This window comes from Nonomuraea thailandensis (assembly GCF_024172165.1).
GTDB classification, from domain to species: Bacteria; Actinomycetota; Actinomycetes; order Streptosporangiales; family Streptosporangiaceae; genus Nonomuraea; species Nonomuraea thailandensis.
Genome location: NZ_JAMZEB010000002.1, coordinates 6,060,809 through 6,085,161, shown reverse-complemented (window position 1 = coordinate 6,085,161; position 24,353 = coordinate 6,060,809). Strand labels below are relative to the sequence as shown.

Here is a 24,353-nt window from a genome sequence, read left to right as displayed (position 1 = left end):
GCCCCTTTGCGCAGCGCATCGCAAACCAAGCATCTGTTCGTCACCGGCGGTGTCGCCTCCAGTCTCGGCAAGGGGCTCACGGCATCCAGCCTCGGTCGCCTGCTCAAAGGGCGCGGTCTCAGGGTCACCATGCAGAAGCTCGACCCTTACCTCAACGTCGACCCCGGCACCATGAACCCGTTCCAGCACGGCGAGGTGTTCGTCACCGACGACGGTGCCGAGACCGACCTCGACGTCGGCCACTACGAGCGGTTCCTCGACACCCACCTGCACGGCTCGGCCAACGTGACCACCGGGCAGGTGTACTCCAACGTCATCGCCAAGGAGCGGCGGGGCGAGTACCTGGGCGACACCGTCCAGGTCATCCCGCACATCACCAACGAGATCAAGGACCGGATCCGGGGGATGGCCGGCCCTGACGTGGACGTCGTCATCACCGAGGTCGGCGGCACGGTCGGCGACATCGAGTCGCTGCCGTTCCTGGAGGCCGTGCGCCAGATCAGGCACGAGGTCGGGCGCGACAACGTGTTCTTCCTGCACGTGTCGCTGCTGCCGTACATCGGCCCGTCCGGCGAGCTGAAGACCAAGCCCACCCAGCACAGCGTGTCGGCGCTGCGCAGCATCGGCATCCAGCCCGACGCGATCGTGCTGCGCTCCGACCGCCCCGTGCAGGCGGCCATCAAGCGCAAGATCAGCCTGATGTGCGACGTCGACGAGGACGCCGTCGTCTCCGCCGTGGACGCGGCCTCGATCTACGACATCCCCAAGGTGCTGCACTCCGAGGGCCTCGACGCCTACGTCGTGCGCCGCCTCGGCCTGCCCTTCCGCGACGTCGACTGGAAGGAGTGGGAGCAGCTCCTGCGCCGCGTTCACCGGCCCGCCAAGGAGGTCACGGTCGCGCTCGTCGGCAAGTACATCGACCTGCCCGACGCGTACCTGTCGGTCACCGAGGCGCTGCGCGCCGGCGGCTTCGCCAACGACGCCCGCGTCAACATCCGCTGGGTCAAGAGCGACGACTGCGAGACGCCCGAGGGCGCCGAGCGCGAGCTCGACGGCGTGGACGGCGTGCTCATCCCCGGCGGCTTCGGCGTCCGCGGCATCGAGGGCAAGATCGGCGCGATCCGCCACGCCCGCGAGAACAAGATCCCGCTGCTCGGCATCTGCCTCGGCATGCAGGGCATGGTCATCGAGGCCGCCAGGAACATGGCCGGCATCGAGGCCGCCAACTCCGCCGAGTTCGACCCCGACACCAAGCACCCGGTCATCTCCACCATGGCCGACCAGGAGGACGTCGTCGCCGGCGAACGCGACATGGGCGGCACCATGCGCCTGGGCAGCTACACCGCCAAACTCGGCGAGGGCACCCTGGCCAGGCAGCTCTACGGCGGCAAGGCCAAGGCCGACGAGCGCCACCGCCACCGCTACGAGGTCAACAACGCCTACCGCGAGCAGCTCGAGCAGGTCGGCCTGGTCTTCTCCGGCCTGTCGCCCGACGGCCGCCTGGTCGAGTACACCGAGCTGCCGACCGACGTGCACCCGTTCTTCATCGGCACCCAGGCCCACCCCGAGTTCCGCTCCCGGCCCACCCGGGCCAACCCGATGTTCAAGGGGCTCATCAACGCCGCCCTCGCCTACGCCGACAGCCGCGTGGTCCAGACGGTCAACTGACTGCGGGCAAGGCGGACGGCAGTAGCCGACCCGGGCCCGTCTCTGGCAGTATCGCGGCATACAACCGTGGCCAAGGGGCGGGCTCGATGCGCGTCTTCATCTGCTACAAGAAACGCCTCCTCCGGCAGGAGGAGGGTGTGCAGGTCGTCCAGGACAACACCAAGGCCGAGATCCTGCACTACATCCTGGCGCAGCACGAAGAGTACGAGCCGTGGATGGACGACGCCGCGCTGATGGCGGGGATGCGGTGGGAGACCGAGATCTACCGCCAGATCCTGGCGAGCGACGTGCTCCTGGTGCTGATCGGCCCTGGAACGTCCCGATCGGAGTGGGTCCGCCGGGAGCTCGCCCTGGCGACCGCGCTCGGCCTGGCGATCGTGCCGCTCGGCTTCGAGCTCTCCGACGAGGAGATGGTCGCCGAGGTCAAGGCGCTCAACCTGGCCGACCGGCAGTACGTGATGACCCGCAACATCGCCCTGGCCCGCGGCGACGCCCTCATCCTGGAGCTGGCCGGAGCGCTGGACCACGGCGCCCGCGCCACCGCCGAGCGGCAGGGCAGGCGGCGGCCCCGCCGCACCAAGGCCAGGGACGACCAGCGGGCCGCCGGCTTCGAGCTGCCGGGCGGCGTGGCCCTTCACCTGGCCAGCGGCGACATCGCCCGGGTCAGGGGCATCGACGCTCTGGTCAACCCCGAGAACGACTACATGCAGATGGCGCGGTTCTTCGAGAGCCACACCGTCTCGTCGCTGCTGCGCCGGCGCGGCGCGACGATCAAGGCCGGGCTGTACGTCGACACCATCCAGCAGGAGCTGGACTGGCAGCTACGCGAGCGCGGCAGGCCGGTGCAGGCGGGGGAGGCGTTCGCCACCAGCGCGGGCGGCCCCGGCAGCGACTTGGCGAAGGTCAACCGGGCGCGGGCGATCCTGCACGTCGCCGCCGTCCAGGCGGTGGACGCCGAGAGCAAGGTCATTCCCTACAAGCACCCCCACCAGATCCAGGCGGCGGTCCGGTCCGTCATGGCCGTCCTTTCCGACATCAACGCCGCCGAAGGGGTGTTCTCCCCTCCGGCCACGCCGCAGCGGGCCGAGCAGGAACGCCTCGCCGCCCTCGGCGACGGCAGGCTGCGCAGCGTGATCCTGCCCCTGTTCGGCACGGGGCAGGGCGGGGCCGAGACCTCCGAGGTGATCCGGCCGATCATCGAGGGTCTGGTCGACACCACGGAGCTGGTGCCTGACGTGCGGGAGATCTACATCTCCTGCTACGCACAGGAAGATCTTGACATCGTCGCCCGAGAGGTCGCCGTGCGACTTGCTTGATCTCCGCGTTACGGTGGGCGAATGCACGTTCGCGACACGGCAGACAAGTGGGAGGTCGTCTCCTCCACCGAGCGTCTGCGCACCAGGTTGCTGAAGGTCACCACGGACGCGGTCCGCATGCCGGACGGAGAGGTGGCCGAGCGGGACCTGATCTCCCACCCGGGCTCGGTCGTCGTCGTCGCGCTGGACGAACGCGGGCGCGTGCTGCTGCTGCGCCAGTACCGGCACGCCGTCAGGCACCTGCTGTGGGAGGTCCCCGCCGGGCTGCGCGACCGCCCCGGCGAGCCGCTGGTCGACCTGGCGGCACGCGAGCTGGCCGAGGAGACCGGCTACCGCGCGGACACCTGGCACACGCTGCTCGACCTGTTCATCACTCCCGGCGCGTCGGACGAGCGCTCGCGCGTCTTCCTCGCCCGGGGCCTGAGCGCCATTCCCCCCGAGGAGAACCACTATGTGCGCATGCACGAGGAGGCCGACATGCCGACCGTGTGGATGCCACTGGAGGAGGCGGTTCAGCGCGTACTCTCGGGGATGATCCACAATTCCCCGACCGTGGCGGGTATCCTCGCCGCGTACATGGCTTCGGCTGAGGGATTCGCGCGGTTGCGGCCCGCCGACGCACCTGAGGAGTGACTTCACGTGGAGGCGGTGCTCTCCAGCTACCTCGCCCACCTGGCCGTGGAACGCGGCCTGGCCGCCAACACGCTCGCGTCCTACCGTCGTGACCTGCGCCGATACTTCGAGCACCTCCAGGCGCGCGGCCGCCTGGAGCTGGGCGAGGTGGGCGAGGCCGACGTGCTGGCCTTCCTGGCCGCGCTGCGCGAGGGCGACGGCGAGCACCCCGCCCTGGTCGCCAGCTCCGCCGCCCGCGCCGTCTCCGCCGTACGCGGCCTGCACCGGTTCGCCCTGCGCGAAGGCGTCACGGCCCACGACCCCGCCCACCAGGTACGCCCGCCGCGCCAGCTCCGCCGGCTGCCCAAGGCCATCGGCGTGGACGAGGTCGAGCGCCTCATCGCCGCCTCCGGCCCCGACGGCGCGCCCCTCACCCTGCGCAACCGCGCCCTCCTGGAGGTCCTGTACGGCACCGGCGCCCGCATCTCCGAGGCCGTCGGGCTGGCCGTGGACGACCTGGAGGACGACCAGGTGCGCCTGCACGGCAAGGGCGGCCGCACCCGCGTCGTGCCCCTGGGGAGATACGCCCGATCGGCGCTGGACGCCTACCTCGTACGGGCCCGGCCCGGGCTGCTGGCCCACGGACGCGGCACCCCCGCGGTCTTCCTCAACGCCCGCGGTGGCCGCCTGACCAGGCAGGGAGCCTGGGAGGTGCTCCAGGCCGCCGCCGAGCGCGCCGGACTCGACGGGATAAGCCCCCACGTACTCCGGCATTCCTTCGCAACCCACCTGATCGACGGCGGCGCTGACGTTAGGGTGGTACAGGAGTTGCTCGGCCATGCCTCTGTGACGACCACTCAGGTCTACACCCTGGTCACGGTCGACAAACTCCGCGAGGTCTACGCCGCGGCGCATCCACGCGCCCGGCAGTGATCTATAGTCTTTTGGGACGTGCGCCGGCCCACGGCGTGCCGCCTTGCCGCGTTAAGTGGTGACGCCATAGTGTCCGTCCGGACGGTCCGGTTCGGGATCGTCAGGGAGGTTCGAGCTGGTGACTGTGACGACCAAGGGTTCGACCCCGGGGACCCCCGACAACCCCTGGGGCGACACGAAGACCAACGCGCCTTCCAACGGCGTCAATCTCGGCCCGACACAGCGGCCCCGGCCGGTGTTCCCGGAGCCGGTGCCGCCGGCGGTGCACGGCCCGGCGCGCGTGGTCGCGATGGTCAACCAGAAGGGTGGCGTCGGCAAGACCACCACCACCATCAACCTGGGCGCCGCGCTCGTCGAATGCGGCCTCAAGGTGCTGCTGGTCGACTTCGACCCCCAGGGCGCCCTGTCCGTCGGCCTGGGCATCAACCCGCTCCAGCTCGACCTGACCGTCTACAACCTGCTCATGGAGCGCGGCGTCACCGCCGAAGAGGTGCTGCTGCAGACCGGCGTCGAGGGCCTCGACCTGCTGCCCAGCAACATCGACCTGTCGGCCGCGGAAGTGCAGCTCGTCACCGAGGTCGCCCGCGAGCAGGTGCTCGGCCGCGTCATCAAGCCGCTGCTGCCGCACTACGACGTGTGCCTCATCGACTGCCAGCCGTCGCTCGGCCTGCTCACGATCAACGCGCTGACCTGCGCCCACGGCGTGATGGTGCCGCTGGAGTGCGAGTTCTTCGCCCTGCGCGGCGTCGCCCTGCTCATGGACACCATCTCCAAGGTCCAGGAGCGGCTCAACGAGGAGCTCGAGATCGAGGGCCTGCTGGCCACCATGTACGACGCCCGCACCCTGCACGGCCGCGAGGTGCTGGCCCGCGTCGTGGAGGCGTTCGGCGACAAGGTGTTCCACACGGTGATCAACCGCACGGTGCGCTTCCCCGACGCGACGGTGGCCGGTGAGCCGATCACCACGTTCGACCCGTCGTCCCTCGGCGCGAACGCCTACCGTGAGCTGGCCCGCGAGGTGCTCTCGCGCTGGCCGGCGCCTGCGACAATGGCCAGGTGACCACCGAGCAGCCGCCGCCCCAGGGCTTCCAGGTCCACCTGGACGTCTTCGAGGGTCCGTTCGACCTGCTCCTCGGCCTCATCGCCAAGCACAAGCTCGACATCACCGAGGTCTCGCTCTCCAAGGTCACCGACGAGTTCATCTCCTACATCCGCTCGCGCGGCCCCGAGTGGGATCTCGACCAGACCAGCCACTTCCTGCTGGTCGCGGCCACCCTGCTCGACCTCAAGGCGGCCCGCCTGCTGCCCACCGGCGAGGTGGAGGACGAGGAGGACCTGGCGCTGCTGGAGGCCAGGGACCTGCTGTTCGCCCGGCTGCTGCAGTACAAGGCGTACAAAGAGGTGGCCAAGGTCTTCGCCGGGCGGATGGCGGAGGAGGCGCTGCGCTTCCCCCGCACCGTGGGGCTGGAGGAGCAGTTCGCCAACCTGCTGCCCGAGCTGATCCTCGGCATCGGCCCCGAGCAGCTCGCCCGCATCGCCGCCAAGGCCTTCACCCCCAAGCTGCCGCCCACCGTCAACCTGGGGCACGTCTACCAGCCGCTGGCCAGCGTCAAGGAGCAGGCGGCGATCCTCGTCATGCACCTGCGCCGGCTCCGGCGCGCCACCTTCCGGGCGCTGGTCGCCGACTGCGACGGCACCATCGAGGTCATCGCGCGGTTCCTGGCCGTGCTGGAGCTCTTCCGGGAGTCGGCGGTGACGTTCGAGCAGATCGAGCCGCTGGGTGACCTGCACGTGACGTGGACGGGCTCCGACGAGGGGGACGTCGCGGTGGGCGACGACTACGAGGAATCCGCGGAGAAACCATCCCATGACTGACGACAACCCGCTGCCCAACCCCCGCCGCTCCCCCGACTCGGAGCCGCCCCTGCCCGTCTGGATGACCCTCCCGGGCTCCCTCGCCCAGCCGGGCGCGCCCGAGGTGGAAGCCGAGGACCCCGAGTCGCAGGGGCCAGGCGTGACGGGGGTGTCCGAGGAGGTGGACACACCGGCGGCTGCGGCGGAGGCCGTAGTGGAGGCCGCGGTGGACGCCGAGGTGGAGGCCGAGGAGGGCGATGCCCCGGACGCGGCCGAGGCCGCGCGCGCTCTGGAGCCGTCCGAGACCGCTGCCGTGGAGTGGGCGCCCGCCGAGGCTGCAGGTGCGGCGGAGGCGGAACCGGCCGACGTCGCGGGTGCGGTGGAGGTCGACCCTGCCGACGTCGTGGGTGGGGCGGAGGAGGCCGCCGAGGCCCATGGGGCCGTCGGGAGTGAGGCGGGGCCGACGCTGGAGGCGGCGTTGGAGGCTATCCTGCTCGTGGTGGACGAGCCCGTCGCCGAGGTGACCCTCGCCCAGGTGCTGGAACGGCCCACACACGAGGTGAGTGCCGCTCTTCGCGCACTGACGGCGGAATACACCGCCGCCGGGCGGGGTTTTGACTTGAGAGAAGTCGCGGGTGGCTGGCGGTTCTACACGCGAGCCGACTGCGCGCCACTGGTCGAGCGATTCGTACGCGACGGCCAGCAGACGCGGCTGACCCAGGCCGCGCTGGAGACACTCGCGGTCGTGGCCTACCGGCAGCCGGTGAGCCGTGCCCGCGTCGCCGCGGTGCGCGGCGTCAACAGCGACGGCGTCATGCGGACGCTCGTCGCCAGGGGGCTGGTCGAAGAGGCCGGCACCGACCCGGAGAGCCAGGCAGTGCTCTACCGGACAAGCTCATACTTCCTTGAACGTCTGGGACTGCGGGACCTGAGCGAGCTCCCCGAGCTCGCGCCCTTCCTCCCGGACGACGTGGAGAATCTCGAGGAGACAACAAAGTGATCAACAGGCGCAGCACCCCGTCCGGTGATGGACGCGGTCGTGGACGCGCGGGCGGCTCCGGCCGTGGCGGGCGTCCCGCCTTCCGCTCCGACGACACTCGTGGCGGCACCCGAGGCGGCTTCCGCCGCGACGACGAATCCCGTGGCGGCGGCCCCCGCCGCGAGGGCGGCTTCCGCGACGACACCCGCCGCGACTCCCTGCGCGCCGACCGGGGCGGCAGCCGCGCCCGGTACGGCGGCGGGCGCGACGGCGAGAACGAGGGCCGTCCCAGCCGCGACGACCGCTTCGGCCGCGACGACCGGCCCGGCCGCGATGACCGCTTCGCCGGCCGCGGCGACCGCCCTGCCCGTGGCGGGCGCGATGACCGCTTCGGCGGGCGTGGTGATCGGCCTGCCCGCGATGACCGCTTCGGCGGGCGTGGTGATCGGCCTGCCCGCGATGACCGCTTCGGCGGCCGGGGTGACCGGCCGGTCCGTGGCGAGCGCGATGACCGCTTCGGCGGGCGTGGCGAGCGTCCCGCCCGCGAGGAGCGCTACGGGCGTGGTGAGCGTTACGACCGCGCACCCCGCCGCGACGAGCGGGGCGGCGGTTACCGTCCCGAGGGCCGTGACGAGCGCCGTGAGGACCGCCGTGACGTGCGGGCCGGCGGGTTCAGGGCCGGGCGGAGCGGGCGTCGCGAGGACGCCGCGCCCGGGCCGGCGACGAGCTCGACCCGCTCCCGCTACGGCAGGCGCGACGGCGACGATCGGCAGGGCGGAGCCCGCGCGCCGCGCGCCCCGCGCCGCGACGACGTCCAGACCATTGGCGGCGGCGCCAGGCGCGGCGGCGGCTCGCCGGGTTACGGCAGCCCGCAGCACGACCGCATCAAGGCCGCGCGGCAGCCCATCCGCGACCGCGACCTCTTCCCCGAGGGCTACACCGACGAGCGCGACACCACCGAGGTCCCGGGCGGCGTGCGGCTGCAGAAGGTGCTCGCCCAGGCGGGCGTGGCCAGCCGCAGGGCCTGCGAGGAGATGATCGGCGAGGGCCGCGTGACCGTGAACGGCCAGGTCGTACGGAGGTTCGGCGCCAAGGTCGACCCAGCGACGCAGGTCATCCACGTGGACGGCAAGCGCATCCCGACCGCGCCCGACCTGGTCTACTACGCGCTGAACAAGCCCATCGGCGTCGTCTCCACGATGGACGACCCGCAGGGCCGCCCGTGCCTGGCCGACTACGTCGAGGAGCTGGCTCCGAGGCTGTTCCACGTGGGCCGGCTCGACACCGAGACCGAGGGCCTGCTGCTGCTCACCAACGACGGCGAGCTGGCCAACAGGCTGACGCACCCCAGCTACGGCGTGCAGAAGAAGTACTGGGCCAAGGTGCCGGGGCCGATCCCGCGCGACCTGGGCCGCAGGCTCAAGCAGGGCATCGAGCTGGAGGACGGCATCGCCAGGGCCGACGCGTTCTCGATCGTGCAGGAGCACGGCCAGCAGGCGCTGGTCGAGGTCGTGCTGCACGAGGGGCGCAAGCACGTGGTGCGGCGGATGCTGGAGGAGGCCGGTCACCGCGTGATCGACCTGGCCAGGATCGAGTTCGGGCCGGTGAAGCTGGGCAGGACCAAGCCGGGCACCGTCAGGGCGCTGAGCTTGAAGGAAGTCGGCGAGCTGTACGCGGCGGTGAAGCTGTAATCTGGCCGGACGAAGGAGCCCGTGCGAACCTCCGCACGGGCTTCGCGGCTATGGAAGGGACGAACCACATGGTGCGGGCGATCCGTGGGGCGATCCAGGTGGACGCCAACGACCGCGAATCGGTCATCTCCGGGACGACCGAGCTGGTCAGCGCGATCATGGAGCGCAACAGCCTGTCCCCGGACGACGTGATCAGCGTGTTGTTCACGGCCACGCCCGACCTGACGGCCGAGTTCCCGGCGCTCGCGGCGCGCAAGCTGGGCTTCCACGAGGTGCCGCTGATCTGCTGCACCGAGATCGACGTGCCGGGGGCGCTGCCCCGTGTCGTACGGCTCATGGCCCACGTGGAGTCCGACCGCCCGCGTTCGGAGATCCAGCACGTCTATCTGCGCGGTGCGGTGGCGCTGCGCCAGGACATCGCCCAGTAGCCGGCCCCCGTACCACCCCCGTTCAAGCGCGCGGCAAGCCGGCCGCGCGACACTACCAGCCCGTACGACCCGATAAATCAGGACATCGTGATGGATCTTCGTACCGTGCTCGTCGTCGGCACCGGTCTCATCGGCACTTCAGCGGCACTGGCGCTGCGCAAGCGCGGGGTGCGGGTGCTGCTCGCCGACCGCGACCAGGGCGCCGTGCGGCTGGCCCGTGAGCTGGGCGCGGGCGAGGAGTGGCAGCCGATGAAGGGCGGGCAGGCGGCGCAGGCGTCCGAGCGGGCAGACCTGGCGATCATCGCGGTGCCGCCGGCGTACGTGGCGAGCGAGCTGCTGGAGCTGCAGCGCATCGACGCGGCCCGGTTCTACACCGACGTCGCCAGCGTCAAGGCCGAGCCCATCCACCGGGCCGCGCAGCTCGGCTGCGACCTGGCCGCCTACGTCGCCTCGCACCCGCTGGCCGGCCGCGAGAAGTCGGGGCCCGGCGCGGCCAGGGAGGACCTGTTCCTCGGGCGGCCGTGGGCGCTGTGCCCCACCGAGGAGGCCGACCCCGAGGCGAAGGCGGCGGTGCTGCGGCTGATCGAGCTGTGCGGCGCCAACGCGGTCGAGGTCAGCGCGACCGACCATGACCGCGCGGTCGCCGTGGTCTCCCACGCGCCGCACGTGGCCGCCTCCGCCGTGGCCGCCCGCCTGGCCGACGCCACGGACGTCGCGCTGGGGCTGGCCGGGCAGGGCGTGCGCGACGTCACGCGGATCGCGGGCAGCGACCCGGGGCTGTGGCTGGGCATCCTGTCCGGCAACGCGTCCCCGGTCGCCGAGGTGCTGGAGGCCGTGGCCAACGACCTGGCCGACGCGGCGAGCGCGCTGCGCGCCCTGGCCGAGGGCGACGGCACCGCCACCAACGAGATCACCCAGTTGCTCAAGCGCGGCGTGGTCGGCCACGACCGCATCCCCGGCAAGCACGGCGGCCCCGCCTCCTCCTACGCCGCCGTCCAGGTCGTGATCGGCGACAGCCCCGGCCAGCTCGCCCGGCTGTTCCAGGTGTGCGACGAGGTCGGCGTCAACGTCGAGGACGTGCGCCTGGAGCACGCCCCCGGCCTGCCCCTGGGCATCGCCGAGCTGTCGGTGGAGCCCGACGCGGCCGGCGCGCTCACCGAGGCCCTGCGCGAGCGCGGCTGGCAGGTCCCCTGAGGCGATCTCCGCGCCGATGTCACATCCGCGCCTCCCCGATCCGTCTGCGAGCACGAATCGAGGAGGCAACGAACATGACCGAGATCCTGGTAATCGGCGGAGGCTACACCGGCGTCACGGCGGCCATCAGGGTCGCGCGCAGGACCCGCTCCACGGGCGCGCGCGTCACGCTGGTGAACGCCTCGCCCAGGTTCACCGAGCGGCTGCGCCTGCACCAGACGGCGGCGGGTGAGCGGCTGGCCGACCATGCGCTGACCGAGGTGCTGGCGGGCAGCGGCGTTGCGTTCGTGCTGGGGCGGGTGGCCGCGATCGATCCGGTACAGCGGCAGGTGCGGCTGGACGCCGGCCGCACCCTCGGCTACGACAAGCTGATCTACGCGCTCGGCACGATGACCGACGCGGGCGTCCCCGGCGTCGCCGAGCACGCCCACGTCTACGACGACCACGCGGCCGCCGTCCGCCTCGCGCAGCACCTGGACACCCTCGCCCAGGGCACGGTGGTCGTCGCCGGCGGCGGCCTGACCGGCGTCGAGTCGGCCGCCGAGCTGGCCGAGGCCCGCCCGCACCTGCGCGTCGTCCTGCTCACCAGGGGACGCCCCGGCTCGATGATGGGCCAGGGCGCGCGGGCGTACATGGACAGGGTGCTGGAGCGGCTCGGCGTGGAGGTGCGCGCGGGCGTGCACATCACCAAGGTGCTGCCCGACGGCGTCGAGCTGGACGACGGCGAGCTGATCCACTCCGACGCCACGCTCTGGACGACCGGCACCAAGGGCCTCCCCCTGGCCGCGGAGTCGGGGCTGAGCGTGGACGAGCGCGGCCGGATCGTGGTGGACCCGGTGCTGCGGTCGGTCTCCCACCCGGACGTCTACGCCGTCGGCGACGCCGCCGCGGTCACCCAGAAGTTCGGCGTCATGCACGGCACCTGCCAGGGCGGCATCCCCACGGGGCTCGGCGCGGCCGACTCGCTGGCCGCCACGCTGCGCGGCAGGACGCCCCCGCCGTTCAGGTTCGGGTATGTGCACCAGCCCGTGAGCCTCGGCCGCCGGGACGCCGTCATCCAGTTCACCCGCCCCGACGACACCCCGCGCCGGTGGTACCTGACCGGGCGCGCGGCCATCGCCTACAAGGAGACGGTCAGCAGCAGCCCGATCATCACGTTCAAGCTGCTCAAGCGTGGTCTGGTGCCGGTCTGGACGTTCGGCCTGACGGCCGGGCCGTCGTGAGCGGGCGCGGACGCGCGGTGGGCGGGGCCGGGACCGGCCCCGCCCACCGCACCCCCACGCATCAGCGTCTGGTGACCGCCTCACTGACCGCGTTCGGGCCGTCGTACTGGCGGTCGGGCATGTTCTGCAGCGCCTGGACGATGTCGTCGCCCGCGTCGTGGTCGCGGGCGGCCTGGACCAGGTCGTCCCTGGAGGCGGGGTAGTCGACCCCGCTCAGGTGCTTCTGCAGGTCGATCGGGTTGGGTGCAGTGCTCATATCCGCCTGCTGCCCCCCGTTCACGAGACGTAACGGCGGGCCCGCGAGTTCTCCTGGGACGCCTCCAGGCTGGCCAGCCTGGCCTCCACGCGGGGCGGCACGCGCCGCCGCTCGGCCAGCACCCACGGCAGCCCGCGCAGGGCGTCCAGGGCCGCCAGCGCCGAGACGCGGTCCCGCGGCACCGTCCTGGCCAGGTGCACGGTGCGCCGCAGCGCCGCGCGCAGCGGCCGCCGCAGCCACGTGAACCACAGCGTGTTGCGCAGCCCCACCCGCCGCCTGCCGTGCGCGTCACGCTGCGCCGAGGCCTGGTGGTGGACGGTCAGCTCCTCCAGGTAGCACAGCTCCCAGCCCGCCGTGGCCAGGTCCACGGCCAGCAGCTCCTCCTCGCCGCCCAGCCACAGCCGCCGCGAGAAGCCGCCGCACTGCAGGAACGCCTCCCGCCGCAGCACCGACGCGCCCGCCAGGAAGCTGCCCAGCGCGGGGCCGGGCAGCCAGCCGGGCCCGGTCACGGGGGAGTCGCGCAGTTCGGCCACGATCGGGTCGTCGCGCCCGCCGGGCTCGGCCAGGATGCGGGCCGTCACGACGGCCAGTCGGGGATGGGCGTCCAGCGCGTCGGCGGCCCGGGCCAGTGAGCCCGGCGCCCACCAGGTGTCGTCGTCGGCGAAGGCCACGTACGGCGTGCGCAGCCGCTCCACGCCCACGTTGCGGCCCACCGCGCCCAGGTTCTCGTCCAGGGCGACCACGTCCACCTCGGGATAGGCCCGCGCGACCGCCTGCGCGGTGCCGTCGGCCGAGCCGTTGTCCACCAGCACCACCTGGGGCCGCTCGGGGAGCGCGAGCAGGCGGCCCAGCGCGGTGAGCACCTCCTCGCGGCGGTTCCAGGTGATCACGACGGCGCCCACGCGCGGATCAGTCATCGCTGCGCTCCAGCGTGCGCCGCGCCCGTTCCACGGAGACCGGCAGCCCGCGCCGCTCGGCCAGCGCCCGCGGCAGCCTGCGCACCGCCGTGCGCAGGCCCTCACGGCCCGCGGAGCCGCCCCTCAGCGCCTCAAGGGAGCGCCTGGCCACCACCCGCCACGGGCGGCGCAGCACGGCCGTCAGCACGGCGTTGCGCGCGGCCAGCACCTGCCTGCCGCGCGGGTCCCTGGCCGGCGAGGGGTGGTGGTGCGCCACCACGTCGTCCACGTACGCCAGCCCCCATCCCTTCGCGGCCAGATCCACGGCCAGCCGCTCCTCCTCGCCGAAGAAGAAGATCACGTCGTCGAACCCTCCCGCATCGAGGAACGCCTCCTTGCGCACCACCGCCCCGCACGCCAGGAACCCCAGCACGCTCGGCCCCGGCAGGTCAGGCTCGACGCCGAGCGGGGAGTCGCGCATCTGCTCCGACACCGTGTCCAGCCGCTCCTCCGGGCCCACCAGCACGCGCGCGCCCAGGACCGCGAGCCGCGGATGGGCGTCCAGCACGTCGGCGGCCCGATCCAGCGCGCCGGGCGCCCACCAGGAGTCGTCGTCGGCGAAGGCCACATAGGGGGTCTCGGCCATCTGGACGCCGATGTTGCGGCCGGGGGCGCCGAGGTTCCTGCCCGCCTCGACCACGTGGACGTCGGGGAAGTGGCGCCGGACGAAGGTGACGGTGCCGTCGGTGGAGCCGTTGTCCACGAGGATGACCGGGCGCGGGTGCAGGGGGAGCGAGCGGGTCAGCGCCCGCAGCCTGTCCTTGCTCGCCACGACCACCGTGACGCGGGCTCCGTTCTTCACACGATGTCACTTACCGGAGGGGACGGCCTTACTCCTCCGGCGGCGCCGTTGACGGGCCCTCCGGGAAGGCGTATGAAGAGAGGTAACAGTGTTACCGCAAAGAAACGGCGTTACCCACCATGACGGTTTCCGCGTACCGGCAGGCCCAGCGCGAGGGGCAGAGCGTCGTCAGGGCGGCCGTCCTCGACGCGGCCAAGCGGCTGCTCGTCACCGAGGGCCCGGCCGCGCTCACCGTGCGGCGGATCTCCGGCGAGGTGGGCTGCTCGACCAAGGTGATCTACACCCTCTTCGGCGGCAAGGACGGGCTCGGCGAGGCGCTCTGGCTGGAGGGGTTCGCCCGGTTCGAGCGGGCGCTGCTGGCCGTGCCGCCGCACGACGACTCCCTCGAACTGCTGCACCGGGGGCTGATGGCCTACCGGGAGTACGCCCTGAGCGAGCCCGACTACTACCGGGTCATGTTCCTGGGGGCGCTGCCGGGGCTGAAGCCGAGCCCCGAGGCGGTGCGGGCGGCCAGGCGCACGTTCGAGCTGCTGGTGCGCGAGGTGGCCGGCTGCCTGGAGGCCGGGACGCTGCGCGGGGCCGAGGCCGCGGAGATCGCCGACGTGTTGTGGATGGCCGTCCACGGCGCCGTGAGCCTGGAGATCCTGGGCCACTTCGACGGGGACGTGGCCGCGCGGCGTTACCGCCTGCTCTGCGCCTCGGTGCTGACGCCGTTCCTGGCTTCCGACGATGAAAGGGGCACGCCATGACCACTCCCTTCAAGGACGGATTCGCCCCGGTGAACGAGGAGATCACCGCGTTCGACCTCGACGTCACCGGCCGCATCCCGGCCGAGCTGAACGGCCGCTACCTGCGCAACGGCCCCAACCCGCTCAGTCTCGACGACACCAGCGCCGGCCACCTGTTCTTCGGCGAGGGCATGGTGCACGGCGTGCGGCTGCGCGACGGCCGCGCCGAGTGGTACCGCAACCGGTGGGTCCGCAGCGCCCGCGTCGCCGAGCGGCTCGGCGAGGAGCCCAGGCCGGGGCCCGTGCACGCCGGCCTCGACTTCTCGGCCAACACCCACGTCATCGGGCTGGGCGGGCGCACGTTCGCCACTGTGGAGGCGGGGGCGCTGCCGTACGAGCTGGGGTACGAGCTCGACACCATCGGCGCGTGCGACTTCGACGGCGGGCTGCCGGGCGGGTTCGCCGCGCACACCCACCTCGACCCGGTCACCGGCGAGCTGCACGCGCTGGCGTACTTCTTCGGCTGGGACCACCACCAGCACCTCGTGCTCGATCCCAAGGGCGTGGTCCAGCGGGTCACGGACATCCCGGTCGCCGACAAGCCGATGGTGCACGACTTCGCGCTCACCGAGCGGTTCGTGGTGATCTACGACCTGCCGGTCACGTTCAGCATGGCCCACGCCGAGCGGGGCGACCGGCTGCCGTACGCGTGGAACGACGACCACCCCCCGCGCATCGGGCTCATGTCGCGCGAGAGCGGCGACCTGCGGTGGGTGGACGCGCCGCCGTGCTGGGTCTTCCACACGCTCAACGCCTACGACGACGGCGGCGAGGTGGTCGTGGACGTGGTCAGCTACCCCAAGGGGTTCGTGGACGCGCGGCTCGACCTGGGTGGCTCGCCCGCGCTGGACCGGTGGCGGATCGACCTCACCACCGGCCGGGTCCGGCAGACGCGGCTCGACGACCGCGCCCAGGAGTTCCCGCGCATGGACGAGCGCCGCACCGGCCGGCCCTACCGCTACGGCTACACCGCCGCCACCCGCGAGCTGGTCGACCTGGTGGGCGGCGAGCTGGAGGACCTGCCGGACGAGGCGTTCCACAACACGCTGATCAAGCACGACCTGCGGCGGGGCACGCAGGAGTCGCGGCGGCTCGGGCGCGGCGCGTACGCGGGCGAGCCCGTCTTCGTCGCCGCGGGGGAGGCCGAGGACGACGGCTACGTGCTGTCGTTCGTCAACGACCCGTCCCGGGGAGCCGCCGACCTGGTGATCCTCTCGGCGCAGGACTTCACCGGCGAGCCGGTCGCCACCGTGCACCTGCCCGCCCGGGTGCCGCTCGGCTTCCACGGAAGCTGGATCGGCGACTGACGCGGAGGCGGTAGCCTCTTCAGGTTGGACCTAACACGTGAAGAGGGAGAGGCCGTGACCGGTCTGGTCGTCGCCATGGACGGCCCTTCGGGGTCGGGTAAGTCGAGCGTGTCGCGCGGAGCCGCCCGCGCGCTTGGCCTGCGTTACCTCGACACCGGGGCGATGTACCGCGCGATGACCTGGTGGATGCTCCAGCAGGGCGTCGACCTGGCCGACCCCGCCGCCGTCGCGGCCCGCTGCGGCGAGCCCGCGATCGTCTCCGGCACCGACCCCGACGGCCCCGCCATCCACGTCGACGGCGTGGACGTGGCGGAGCCGATCCGGCGGGCCGAGGTCACCGGAGCGGTCTCGGCCGTCGCCGCCGTGCCCGAGGTGCGCGCGCGGCTCGTCGCGCTGCAGCGGGAGATCATCGGCGCCGGTGACATCGTGGTCGAGGGCCGCGACATCGGCTCGGTCGTCTGGCCCCGGGCCGCCGTCAAGATCTACCTGACGGCCAGTGCGCAGGCCCGCGCCCGCAGGCGCAGCGCCGAGGTGGCCGGCTCCACCGTGGAGGCGCAGCAGGAGGCCATGGCCAGGCGTGACACCCTGGACTCAACACGTAAGACGGACCCGCTCTCGATGGCGGCTGGCGCCATCGAGCTCGACACCACCGCGCTGACCCTGGATGAGGTCGTCGCGGAGGTGCTGAGACTGGTCAAGGAGCGCACCTGAACCGTTCAGGTGCGGTACTCACTGTAAGGACGAAGAATCGTGTCAACGGGGGATTGGGTCGAGGCTGACCTCGACGAGCTGGAGATCGACGAGCAGGAGCACCACAGTGCGCCGCTGCCGGTCGTCGCCATCGTCGGACGGCCGAACGTCGGCAAGTCCACGCTGGTCAACCGCATCATCGGCCGCCGCGAGGCAGTCGTCGAGGACGTGCCGGGCGTCACCCGCGACCGCGTCACCTACGACGCCAACTGGCGGGGCCGCCGCTTCACCGTGGTCGACACCGGCGGCTGGGACCCTGACGCCACGGGCATGAACCTGCGCATCGCCGAGCAGGCCCAGGTCGCGGTCGAGCTGGCCGACGTGATCGTGTTCGTCGTGGACGCCACCGTGGGCGCCACCGACGCCGACGAGATCGTGGGCTCCGTGCTGCGGCAGTCCGGCAAACCGGTCATCCTGGCCGCCAACAAGGTCGACAACCAGCAGCTCGAGCTGGAGGCCGCCGCGCTGTGGTCCCTCGGGCTCGGCGAGCCGTACCCTGTCTCGGCCCTGCACGGCCGATCCAGCGGCGACCTGCTCGACGTGATGCTCGACGCGCTGCCCGAGACGCCCGCGGTCACGTTCGGCACCGAGCGCGGGCCCGCCCGCGTCGCGCTGCTCGGCAAGCCCAACGTCGGCAAGTCCTCCCTGCTCAACAAGCTGGCCGGGGAGGAGCGGGTGCTGGTGGACCCCATGGCGGGCACCACCCGCGACCCCGTGGACGAGCTGATCGAGCTCGGCGGGCGCACCTGGCGCTTCGTCGACACCGCCGGCATCCGGCGGCGCGACCGCGAGCTGCAGGGCGCCGACTTCTACGCCGCCATGCGCACCCGCGCGGCGCTGGAGCGCACCGAGGTGGCGATCGTGCTGATCGACGCCAGCGAGCCGCTCACCGAGCAGGACCTGCGCATCATCGGCCTGGTCATCGAGTCCGGCCGGGCCATGGTGGTGGCCTTCAACAAGTGGGACCTGGTCGACGAGGACCGGCGCTACTACCTGGAGAAGGAGATCGACCGGCAGCTCGTCCGCACCCCGTGGGCGCTGCGGGTCAACATCTCCGCCAAGACCGGCAGGCACGTCGACCGGCTCGTGCCCGCCCTGGAGAAGGCGCTCGACTCCTGGTCCACGCGGGTGCCGACGTCCCGGCTCAACGCGTTCCTGACCGAGCTGGTGCAGCAGACCCCGCCGCCGGTGCGGGGCGGCAAGCAGCCGAAGATCCTCTTCGCCACGCAGGCGTCCGTCGAGCCGCCCAAGTTCGTGCTGTTCACCTCCGGGTGGCTGGAGGACACCTACCGGCGCTTCATCGAGCGGCGCATCCGCGAGGAGTTCGGCTTCGCCGGGTCGCCGATCGAGGTGACGATGAAGATCCGCGAGAAGCGCCCCAAGAAGGACAAGTAATCGTTTTGCCGCCGGTCCCGCGTTGATCGTAGGATCGGCGGCAACACGTTGACGGAGACGAGTAGCCAGCGGGCCCGCACGGGCCGAGAGAGCCGCCGGTAGCTGCGAAGGCGGCGCCGTGCCCCGCCGGTGAAGACACTCCCGAGTGCGGGGAGGAAATGCCCCGCCGGCCTGACCCCCGTCACAGGGTCGCCGAGGCCGTCCCCGTCGCGGGGCGGCGAAAGTGCGGTGGCACCGAGAGCTCCCTTCTCTCCCGCACTCCCAAGGGGTCATGCACTTCCTTGACAGGAGCTGTGATGATCTCTCGTGTCATGTCGGCGGAGCTCGCTGAGCACGCCGGCCAACGAGTGACGATCGCCGGTTGGGTCCATCGCCGCCGGCAACTCAAGTCCGTGTCCTTCCTCGTCGTCCGGGACCGTACCGGCCTGGCGCAGGTGGTCGCCACCGGCGACCTGCCGCCCGAGGAGAGCGTCGTCCGGGTCACCGGCACCGTCGTCGCCGGCGAGCAGGCGCCGGGCGGCTACGAGCTGGTCGCGCCCGAGGTGGACGTGCTCGCGCGGCCGTGCGCGGCGCCGCCGTTCGACCTCTACAGGCCCGCCGTCGGGGCGGCGCTGCCGACCGTGCTCGACCACGCGCCGGTCGCGTTGCGGCACCCGCTGCTGCGGGCCGGGCTGGAGATCTCGGCCGCCGGCGTGGCCGGCTTCCGCGAGACGCTCGACCGGCTCGGCTTCACCGAGATCCACACACCCAAGATCGTCGGCTCGGCCACCGAGTCCGGCGCGAACGTCTTCGGCATCGACTACTTCGGGCGGCCCGCCTACCTCGCCCAGTCGCCCCAGTTCTACAAGCAGGCGATGGTCGGGGTGTTCGAGCGGGTCTACGAGGTGGGGCCCGTCTTCCGCGCCGAGCCGCACGACACCGTACGGCACCTGGCCCAGTACACCAGCCTGGACGCCGAGCTGGGCTTCGTCCGCGACCACCGGGACGTGATGGCCGTGCTGCGGGAGGTGGTGGCGGGCATGACGGAGTCGGTACGCCTGCGCGCCGCCGCCGCACTCGACCTGCTGGGCCTCACCCTGCCCGCGGTGCCCGCCGAGATCCCCGCCGTGCACTTCACCGAGGCGCAGCGGCTGACCTCCTCCGGCGAGCCCGACCTGGCGCCCGCGCAGGAGCGGTGGCTGTCGGAGTGGGCGGAGCGGGAGCACGGGTCCGCCTTCCTGTTCGTCACCGGGTACCCGATGGCCAAGCGGCCGTTCTACACCCATCCCGACCCCGAACGGCCCGCGTACTCCAACGGGTTCGACCTGCTCTTCCGCGGGATGGAGCTGGTCACCGGCGGGCAGCGGCTGCACCGGTACGACGACTACGTGCGGGCGCTGGCCGAGCGGGGTGAGGGGACGCAGGCGTACGAAGGGTATCTGCAGGCCTTCCGGTACGGGATGCCGCCGCACGGCGGGTTCGCGCTGGGGCTGGAGCGGTGGACGGCGCGGCTGACCGGCGCGGCCAACGTCCGCTGGGCCACCGCGTTCCCGCGCGACCTGCACCGGCTCTCGCCGTGACCTGAAGCGTGCCCGCCCCGCTCCTGCGCGGGGCGGGCCCGCTCCGCACGGTTCAGGCGGGCCCGCTCCGCACAGGTTCAGCGGCGCGGCATGAGGACGGCGACCGCCGCACCCGCCGCGCAGATGAACGCCGTCACCAGGAACATCTCGGTGTACTCGGTGTGCAGGGCCGCCTGCACCGCGGCGGTGTAGTCGGCCAGCCGCCGCTGGTACGTCTCCGGATCCACGCCGAACGGCAGCGGCGTGTCCAACCGGGCCGTCAGCGACTGGAAGCGGTAGAACCCCCACGCCGACACGGCCGCGATGCCGATCAGCATGCCCATCATCCTGGCCACCACGACCGCCGCCGACGCCACCCCGTGCTGCGCCGCCGTGCTCACCCGCAGCACCGCCGACGACACCGGCGCGATCACCAGGCCCAGGCCCAGGCCGGCGACCACCAGGTCGCGGTCCATCACCAGGCCCGACCCGGCCAGGTCGAGCGGCCAGCGGCTCATCAGCCAGTAACCTCCGGCCGCCAGCGCCATGCCCGCCACCGCCACGACCCGGTCGCCCAGCCTGCGCGCCAGGAGCCCGCCCAGCAGGGCCGCGACGGTCAGTGCCGCCAGGAACCTGGCCAGGACCAGCGACGCCGCCAGCGCCTCCTTGCCGAGCAGGGTCTGGGCGGCGAGCTGCACGAACACCATGGTCACCAGGAGCGCGGCCCCGGCCAGGAAGCTGACGCCCAGAGTGGCCAGCAGCGGGCCCTTGCGGGTGGTGGTGAGGTCGAGCAGGCGTACGGGGGAGCGGATCTCCCACCAGACGAAGGCCACGGCCACCAGCACCCCGGCCGCGATCACCGGCGGGCCCCACGGCGGGAGGACGGCGGTGGCGGGGTCGGGGTTGTACAGGCCCACGACCAGCAGGCCCAGCGCCAGCGCGAGCAACGCCCCGCCGACCACGTCCATCCGCCCGTCCACCCGCCCGTCCACCCGCCCGGTCACCGCCCGGCCCGCCACCGTCGCCGGTGCGGTCGCGGGCACGCCCGGTGTGCCCGCCGTCGCCGGTGCGGTCGCGGGCACGCCCGGTGTGCCCGCCGCCGCCGGTGGGGTCGCGGGCGCGCCCGGTGTGCCCGCCGCCGCGGGATCCGCGTCGAGGGACGTGGCGTCCTCGCGGGCGGACGGGCGGGTGGACGGGCGGGTGGACGGGCGGGTGGACGGGGTGCCGGGCGGGACGGTGAAGTGGATGGCCAGGGCGGCCAGGGCGGCGAGCGGGACGTTGATCCAGAAGATCGCGTGCCAGCCGCCCAGCTCGACCCCCGCGACCACGGCGCCGGGAATCCCGGCCAGCAGCCCGCCGTACAGGGGCCCGAGCGCGCTGCCCAGCTCCTGCGCCGCCCCCACCGCGCCCAGGGCGATCGGCCGCTCCCGCTCCTCCCACAGGTCCCCGATGAGCGCCATCGTGATGGGCAGCAGCGCGCCTCCCGCCACCCCCTGCACGGCACGCCCGGCCACCACCATGACCTCCCCGGCCGCCAGCGCCGTCAGCACCGAGCCGAGGGCGAAGGCCGCCAGGCAGGCGTGGATCAGGGGGCGGCGGCCGTACCGGTCGGAGAGCTGGCCGAGCAGCGGCATCGCGGCGACGTACCCGAGCAGGAAGCCCGTCACGATCGGCGTGGCCCGCTCCAGGTGGTTGAGCGGGATGCCGACGTCCTCGGCGATGTCGATGAGGACCGTCACCACCACGTACGCGTCCAGCGCCGCCAGCAGCACCACCGCGCCGCCTGTGCCGAGCACCACCCGGCGGGCGCGCCTCATCCGGCCGGCCTCACCCGGCGGCGGGCGGCGTGATCGTCACGGGGGCGTCGTAGTCGCTGAACGACACCGTGACCGTACCGCCCTGCAACGGCAGGCTCGCCTTGGTGAGCCTGCTGCTGGCCTGGTCGATCCAGACCCTGCCGTTCACGCCCTGAGTGACGCCCGGCACGATCGGCGCGACGACGTTCGCGGGGAAGGTGGTGGCGACCCGGTAGGAGCCGTCCTCGACGCCCTCCACCTTGGGCTCGGTGGCCGAGGCCAGGAGCTGCGCGATGCCCTTGGTGGGCTCCAGGATCACCGACGGGTCGTAGAACTGCGCGAGCTGCGCCCGCGTCATCTTCTGGAAGCCGCCCGTCGGCCCCTTGAAGTGCACCGTCTCCCCGACCAGGGCGAAGGAGACCTCCTGCAGGGTGCCCAGGATGTCGAGCGTGAGCGTGCCGTCGGCGTCGCCCTCGGCCGTGAGCCGGCCGTCGGCCTTCTTGACCGGCACCTGCGGCTTGCCCTCGGTCGCGATCGAGAAGCCGGCCGACTTGACGGCCTTCATGGACTCCGAGGCCTTCTTCATCAACTCGGGCCCGGCGGGCAGCTCGGCCCCGCCGCCGCCCGATGAGCACGCCGCCGCCAGCGCGAGCGCGGCCACGACGAGGAGTCTTCTGAGCATGACCGGATCGTATCGACCACCGGCGGAGGCCGTGCGCCGTCGCCGGTATCGGTTGGGTGTCAGCGCAGCTTCTTCAGCTGCTCCACCAGAGGCGCGTACGCCTCCTCGATCGCGTCGAGCTGGTCGTCGGTGAGCCGGTCGACGAAGTGCTCGCGGACGCTCGCCACGTGGAACGGGGCCACCCGCTGGATGGTGTCCCACCCCTCGTCGGTCAGCACCGCGAACGTGCCCCTCCGGTCGTCACGGCAGTCCTCCCTGACGACCAGGCCCTTGGCCTCCATGCGGGAGATCTGGTGCGACAACCGGCTGCGCGACTGGATCGTCGCGTCGGCCAGGTCGCTCATCCGCATGCGCCTGCCCGGGCTCTCGGAGAGGTTGACGAGGATCTCGTAGTCGTTCAACGAGAGCGAGTGCTCCTGCAGCTCGCGGTCGAGCCGGTGCATGAGGAGCTTGTGCAGCGCCAGGTGCGTACGCCAGGCACGCTGTTCGGCGGGTGAAAGCCAGCGAGGCGCGCTCATGATCTCAATCTATCGCACGTACAGTGGAGCGCCATGGGAGAGGGCAAGCCGGGGGAGAGCTTGGGCACCGTGCTCGTCGCCGGCGCCGCGAACCTCACCATCGCGCTGGCCAAGCTCGTCGCCGGGCTGATCGGCGGCTCGGCGGCCATGCTCTCCGAGGCGGCGCACTCGGCGGCCGACACCGTCACCGAGCTCCTGCTGCTGGTGGCGGTGCGCCGCTCGGGCAGGCCGGCCGACCGGCGGCACCCGTTCGGGCACGGCAAGGCCGGGTTCTTCTGGGCCATGATGGCGGCGGTCGCGACCCTGGTGGGCGGGGCCGGGTTCTCCGTCACGCACGGGCTGCACGAGATCAGCCACGGCGAGGAGCTGTCCGACCTGACGCCGTCCTACGTCGTGCTGGCCGTCTCGTTCGTCATCGAGGCCGTCTCGTTCGCCAAGGCGTACAGGCAGTTGCGGGGCCAGGCGCGCCGCTACGACGTGACACCCGTGCGGCTGGTGCGGCTCACCTCCGACACCGCGCTGAAGGCCGTGCTGTTCGAGGACGCCGCCGCGCTGGCCGGGCTGCTCATCGCCGGTGCGGGGCTGCTCGGCTCGCAGCTCACCGGCTCCGCGCTCTGGGACGGCGCCGCGTCGGTCGCGATCGGGCTGCTCCTGGTGGTCATCGCGCTCATCCTGATCCGGTCGAACCTGTCGCTGCTCATCGGCCAGGCCGCGCCGCAGGGGGTCGAGACCGGCATCCGGGCGGTGCTGCTGGCCCAGCCCGAGGTGGAGGACGTGGTCGAGCTGCTGACCATGATGATCGGCCCCGGTGAGGTGCTGGTCGCGGCGAAGATCGACTTCAGGGACGAGGCCGGCGCGGCGGGGGTGGAGCTCGCGTGCGAGGAGGTGGACCGGCGGCTGCGGGAGCGGATCCCCGGGGTCAGGCAGGTCTTCCTCGACCCGACCCCGACGCTCCGCCGTTCATGACCCCCGCACGGTCTCGCCCCGCCGCCGTTCATGGCTCCCCGGACGGTCTCGCCCCGCCGCCGTTCATGATCTCCGGGAGGGCCGCCTGCCGTTCATGATGCCTGGCCGGGGATGGGCACGCGCCGGGCGGGGCTGTCGGTGACGACCGCGACCCTGATGTCCGGGCCGGCGCTCCACTCCAGCAGGTGTCGGCCGGCCAGGTCCTCGCCGCCCTCGCTCACCTTGTCGAGCGTCAGCTCGCCGCGCTTGATGAGCGCCTCCTTGCGGGTCCAGTGCCGGATCAGCTCGTCGTTGCCGGTGACCATCGCGCGCTCGCGCGGGGTCAGCACGCGGTCGGCCAGCACCGTGTCCAGGGGGCCGGGTCGTACGCGCTCGGCGTCCGCCCCGATGTTGCCGGGACCCGCCGCCGCGCACACGTAGCCGCGCGTGTGGCTGAAGCTGACCCCGAGGTCGGGGGCCTGCTCGATGGACGGCCTGCCGTGCCCGAAGCCGTGCAGGTCGCAGTACTGCAGCAACGTGAGCTCCGCGGGGTCGGCGCCGAGCACCTCGGCGGCGCACAGCCGGACCAGGAGGTGGGCGGCGACGAAGATGGTGCGGTCGTGGTCGAACTTGAAGCGGGCGGCCCGCTCCAGCTCCACCTCGGTGAGCCATTCGTCGGGGGCGCGCACCTCGTCGGGGCGACCACCCATCGCTAAGGGGCC

The 24,353-nt window shown here is 72.6% G+C and carries 24 protein-coding genes; 17 read left to right on the top strand and 7 right to left on the bottom strand.

The window, feature by feature from the left end; all coding sequences use genetic code 11:
- Window positions 1-6 precede the first annotated feature (6 nt).
- The 11 genes from pyrG to HD597_RS31385 all read left to right on the top strand — a co-directional run bounded on the left by pyrG (window position 7) and on the right by HD597_RS31385 (window position 11,898).
- Entirely contained in the window at window positions 7-1,668 is a 1,662-nt protein-coding gene (gene pyrG / locus HD597_RS31435; RefSeq protein ID WP_253746721.1) for a CTP synthase, read from the top strand.
- An 86-nt stretch (window positions 1,669-1,754) separates the two neighbouring features.
- Window positions 1,755-2,984 (top strand): TIR domain-containing protein, encoded by a 1,230-nt coding sequence (locus HD597_RS31430; RefSeq protein WP_253746720.1) that lies wholly within the window; start codon window positions 1,755-1,757, stop codon window positions 2,982-2,984.
- 21 nt (window positions 2,985-3,005) lie between these two features.
- A complete protein-coding gene (locus HD597_RS31425) occupies window positions 3,006-3,617 on the top strand; it encodes an NUDIX domain-containing protein (RefSeq protein ID WP_253746718.1) in 612 nt (203 codons plus the stop codon).
- A gap of 6 nt (window positions 3,618-3,623) precedes the next feature.
- A complete protein-coding gene (locus HD597_RS31420) occupies window positions 3,624-4,529 on the top strand; it encodes a site-specific tyrosine recombinase XerD (protein ID WP_253746716.1) in 906 nt (301 codons plus the stop codon).
- Window positions 4,530-4,653: 124 nt separating this feature from the next.
- Window positions 4,654-5,589: a ParA family protein gene (locus HD597_RS31415; RefSeq protein WP_372513629.1), complete on the top strand. Its 936-nt coding sequence runs from the start codon at window positions 4,654-4,656 to the stop codon at window positions 5,587-5,589.
- On the top strand, window positions 5,586-6,404 hold the full coding sequence (locus HD597_RS31410) for a segregation and condensation protein A (RefSeq protein ID WP_253746712.1): 819 nt from the start codon (window positions 5,586-5,588) through the stop codon (window positions 6,402-6,404). The genes HD597_RS31415 and HD597_RS31410 overlap by 4 nt, the downstream gene beginning before the upstream one ends.
- Before the next feature lie 382 nt (window positions 6,405-6,786).
- Window positions 6,787-7,383, top strand: coding sequence for an SMC-Scp complex subunit ScpB (gene scpB, locus HD597_RS31405; RefSeq protein WP_372513628.1), 597 nt, complete (start codon window positions 6,787-6,789; stop codon window positions 7,381-7,383).
- Window positions 7,380-9,053 carry a pseudouridine synthase gene (locus HD597_RS66035; protein ID WP_253746711.1) on the top strand — a complete coding sequence of 558 codons (1,674 nt, stop codon included), beginning with the start codon at window positions 7,380-7,382 and terminating at the stop codon, window positions 9,051-9,053. Before scpB ends, HD597_RS66035 begins: the two co-directional genes overlap by 4 nt.
- Before the next feature lie 68 nt (window positions 9,054-9,121).
- Complete coding sequence (gene aroH, locus HD597_RS31395) at window positions 9,122-9,481, top strand: chorismate mutase (protein WP_253746709.1); 360 nt, start codon at window positions 9,122-9,124, stop codon at window positions 9,479-9,481.
- A gap of 90 nt (window positions 9,482-9,571) precedes the next feature.
- The gene (locus tag HD597_RS31390; RefSeq protein ID WP_253746706.1) at window positions 9,572-10,675 is read left to right on the top strand and encodes a prephenate dehydrogenase; all 1,104 of its coding nucleotides are present in this window, start codon (window positions 9,572-9,574) and stop codon (window positions 10,673-10,675) included.
- A gap of 74 nt (window positions 10,676-10,749) precedes the next feature.
- On the top strand, window positions 10,750-11,898 hold the full coding sequence (locus HD597_RS31385; protein WP_253746704.1) for an NAD(P)/FAD-dependent oxidoreductase: 1,149 nt from the start codon (window positions 10,750-10,752) through the stop codon (window positions 11,896-11,898).
- A gap of 61 nt (window positions 11,899-11,959) precedes the next feature.
- On the opposite strand, the gene HD597_RS31380 is transcribed toward HD597_RS31385, so the two are convergent.
- The 3 genes from HD597_RS31380 to HD597_RS31370 are packed head-to-tail and all read right to left on the bottom strand — an operon-like array spanning window position 11,960 to window position 13,912.
- Window positions 11,960-12,154, bottom strand: a complete 195-nt coding sequence (locus HD597_RS31380) for a DUF2795 domain-containing protein (RefSeq protein WP_253746702.1) — start codon at window positions 12,152-12,154, stop codon at window positions 11,960-11,962.
- Window positions 12,155-12,174: 20 nt separating this feature from the next.
- Window positions 12,175-13,071 (bottom strand): glycosyltransferase family 2 protein, encoded by an 897-nt coding sequence (locus tag HD597_RS31375; RefSeq protein ID WP_253746700.1) that lies wholly within the window; start codon window positions 13,069-13,071, stop codon window positions 12,175-12,177.
- Entirely contained in the window at window positions 13,064-13,912 is an 849-nt protein-coding gene (locus HD597_RS31370; RefSeq protein WP_253746699.1) for a glycosyltransferase family 2 protein, read from the bottom strand. Before HD597_RS31370 ends, HD597_RS31375 begins: the two co-directional genes overlap by 8 nt.
- Window positions 13,913-14,031: 119 nt before the next feature.
- Here HD597_RS31370 and HD597_RS31365 point away from each other — a divergent pair, with 119 nt between their 5' ends.
- The 5 genes from HD597_RS31365 to aspS all read left to right on the top strand — a co-directional run bounded on the left by HD597_RS31365 (window position 14,032) and on the right by aspS (window position 19,711).
- Entirely contained in the window at window positions 14,032-14,661 is a 630-nt protein-coding gene (locus HD597_RS31365) for a TetR/AcrR family transcriptional regulator (protein ID WP_253746698.1), read from the top strand.
- Window positions 14,658-16,007 (top strand): carotenoid oxygenase family protein, encoded by a 1,350-nt coding sequence (locus tag HD597_RS31360; protein ID WP_253746694.1) that lies wholly within the window; start codon window positions 14,658-14,660, stop codon window positions 16,005-16,007. The genes HD597_RS31365 and HD597_RS31360 overlap by 4 nt, the downstream gene beginning before the upstream one ends.
- Before the next feature lie 54 nt (window positions 16,008-16,061).
- A complete protein-coding gene (gene cmk, locus HD597_RS31355) occupies window positions 16,062-16,718 on the top strand; it encodes a (d)CMP kinase (protein WP_253746692.1) in 657 nt (218 codons plus the stop codon).
- Between the two features lie 39 nt (window positions 16,719-16,757).
- Window positions 16,758-18,152, top strand: a complete 1,395-nt coding sequence (gene der, locus HD597_RS31350; RefSeq protein ID WP_308210722.1) for a ribosome biogenesis GTPase Der — start codon at window positions 16,758-16,760, stop codon at window positions 18,150-18,152.
- Between the two features lie 296 nt (window positions 18,153-18,448).
- Entirely contained in the window at window positions 18,449-19,711 is a 1,263-nt protein-coding gene (gene aspS / locus HD597_RS31345) for an aspartate--tRNA(Asn) ligase (protein WP_253746688.1), read from the top strand.
- A gap of 77 nt (window positions 19,712-19,788) precedes the next feature.
- On the opposite strand, the gene HD597_RS31340 is transcribed toward aspS, so the two are convergent.
- The 3 genes from HD597_RS31340 to HD597_RS31330 are packed head-to-tail and all read right to left on the bottom strand — an operon-like array spanning window position 19,789 to window position 22,686.
- The gene (locus tag HD597_RS31340) at window positions 19,789-21,507 is read right to left on the bottom strand and encodes an MFS transporter (protein WP_253746686.1); all 1,719 of its coding nucleotides are present in this window, start codon (window positions 21,505-21,507) and stop codon (window positions 19,789-19,791) included.
- Window positions 21,508-21,517: 10 nt separating this feature from the next.
- A complete protein-coding gene (locus tag HD597_RS31335; protein ID WP_253746680.1) occupies window positions 21,518-22,168 on the bottom strand; it encodes an LppX_LprAFG lipoprotein in 651 nt (216 codons plus the stop codon).
- A gap of 59 nt (window positions 22,169-22,227) precedes the next feature.
- The gene (locus HD597_RS31330) at window positions 22,228-22,686 is read right to left on the bottom strand and encodes a MarR family winged helix-turn-helix transcriptional regulator (protein WP_253746679.1); all 459 of its coding nucleotides are present in this window, start codon (window positions 22,684-22,686) and stop codon (window positions 22,228-22,230) included.
- Between the two features lie 33 nt (window positions 22,687-22,719).
- Here HD597_RS31330 and HD597_RS31325 point away from each other — a divergent pair, with 33 nt between their 5' ends.
- Window positions 22,720-23,652 carry a cation diffusion facilitator family transporter gene (locus tag HD597_RS31325; RefSeq protein ID WP_253746676.1) on the top strand — a complete coding sequence of 311 codons (933 nt, stop codon included), beginning with the start codon at window positions 22,720-22,722 and terminating at the stop codon, window positions 23,650-23,652.
- A gap of 92 nt (window positions 23,653-23,744) precedes the next feature.
- On the opposite strand, the gene HD597_RS31320 is transcribed toward HD597_RS31325, so the two are convergent.
- Complete coding sequence (locus HD597_RS31320) at window positions 23,745-24,341, bottom strand: 4'-phosphopantetheinyl transferase family protein (RefSeq protein ID WP_253746674.1); 597 nt, start codon at window positions 24,339-24,341, stop codon at window positions 23,745-23,747.
- Window positions 24,342-24,353: the final 12 nt, after the last annotated feature.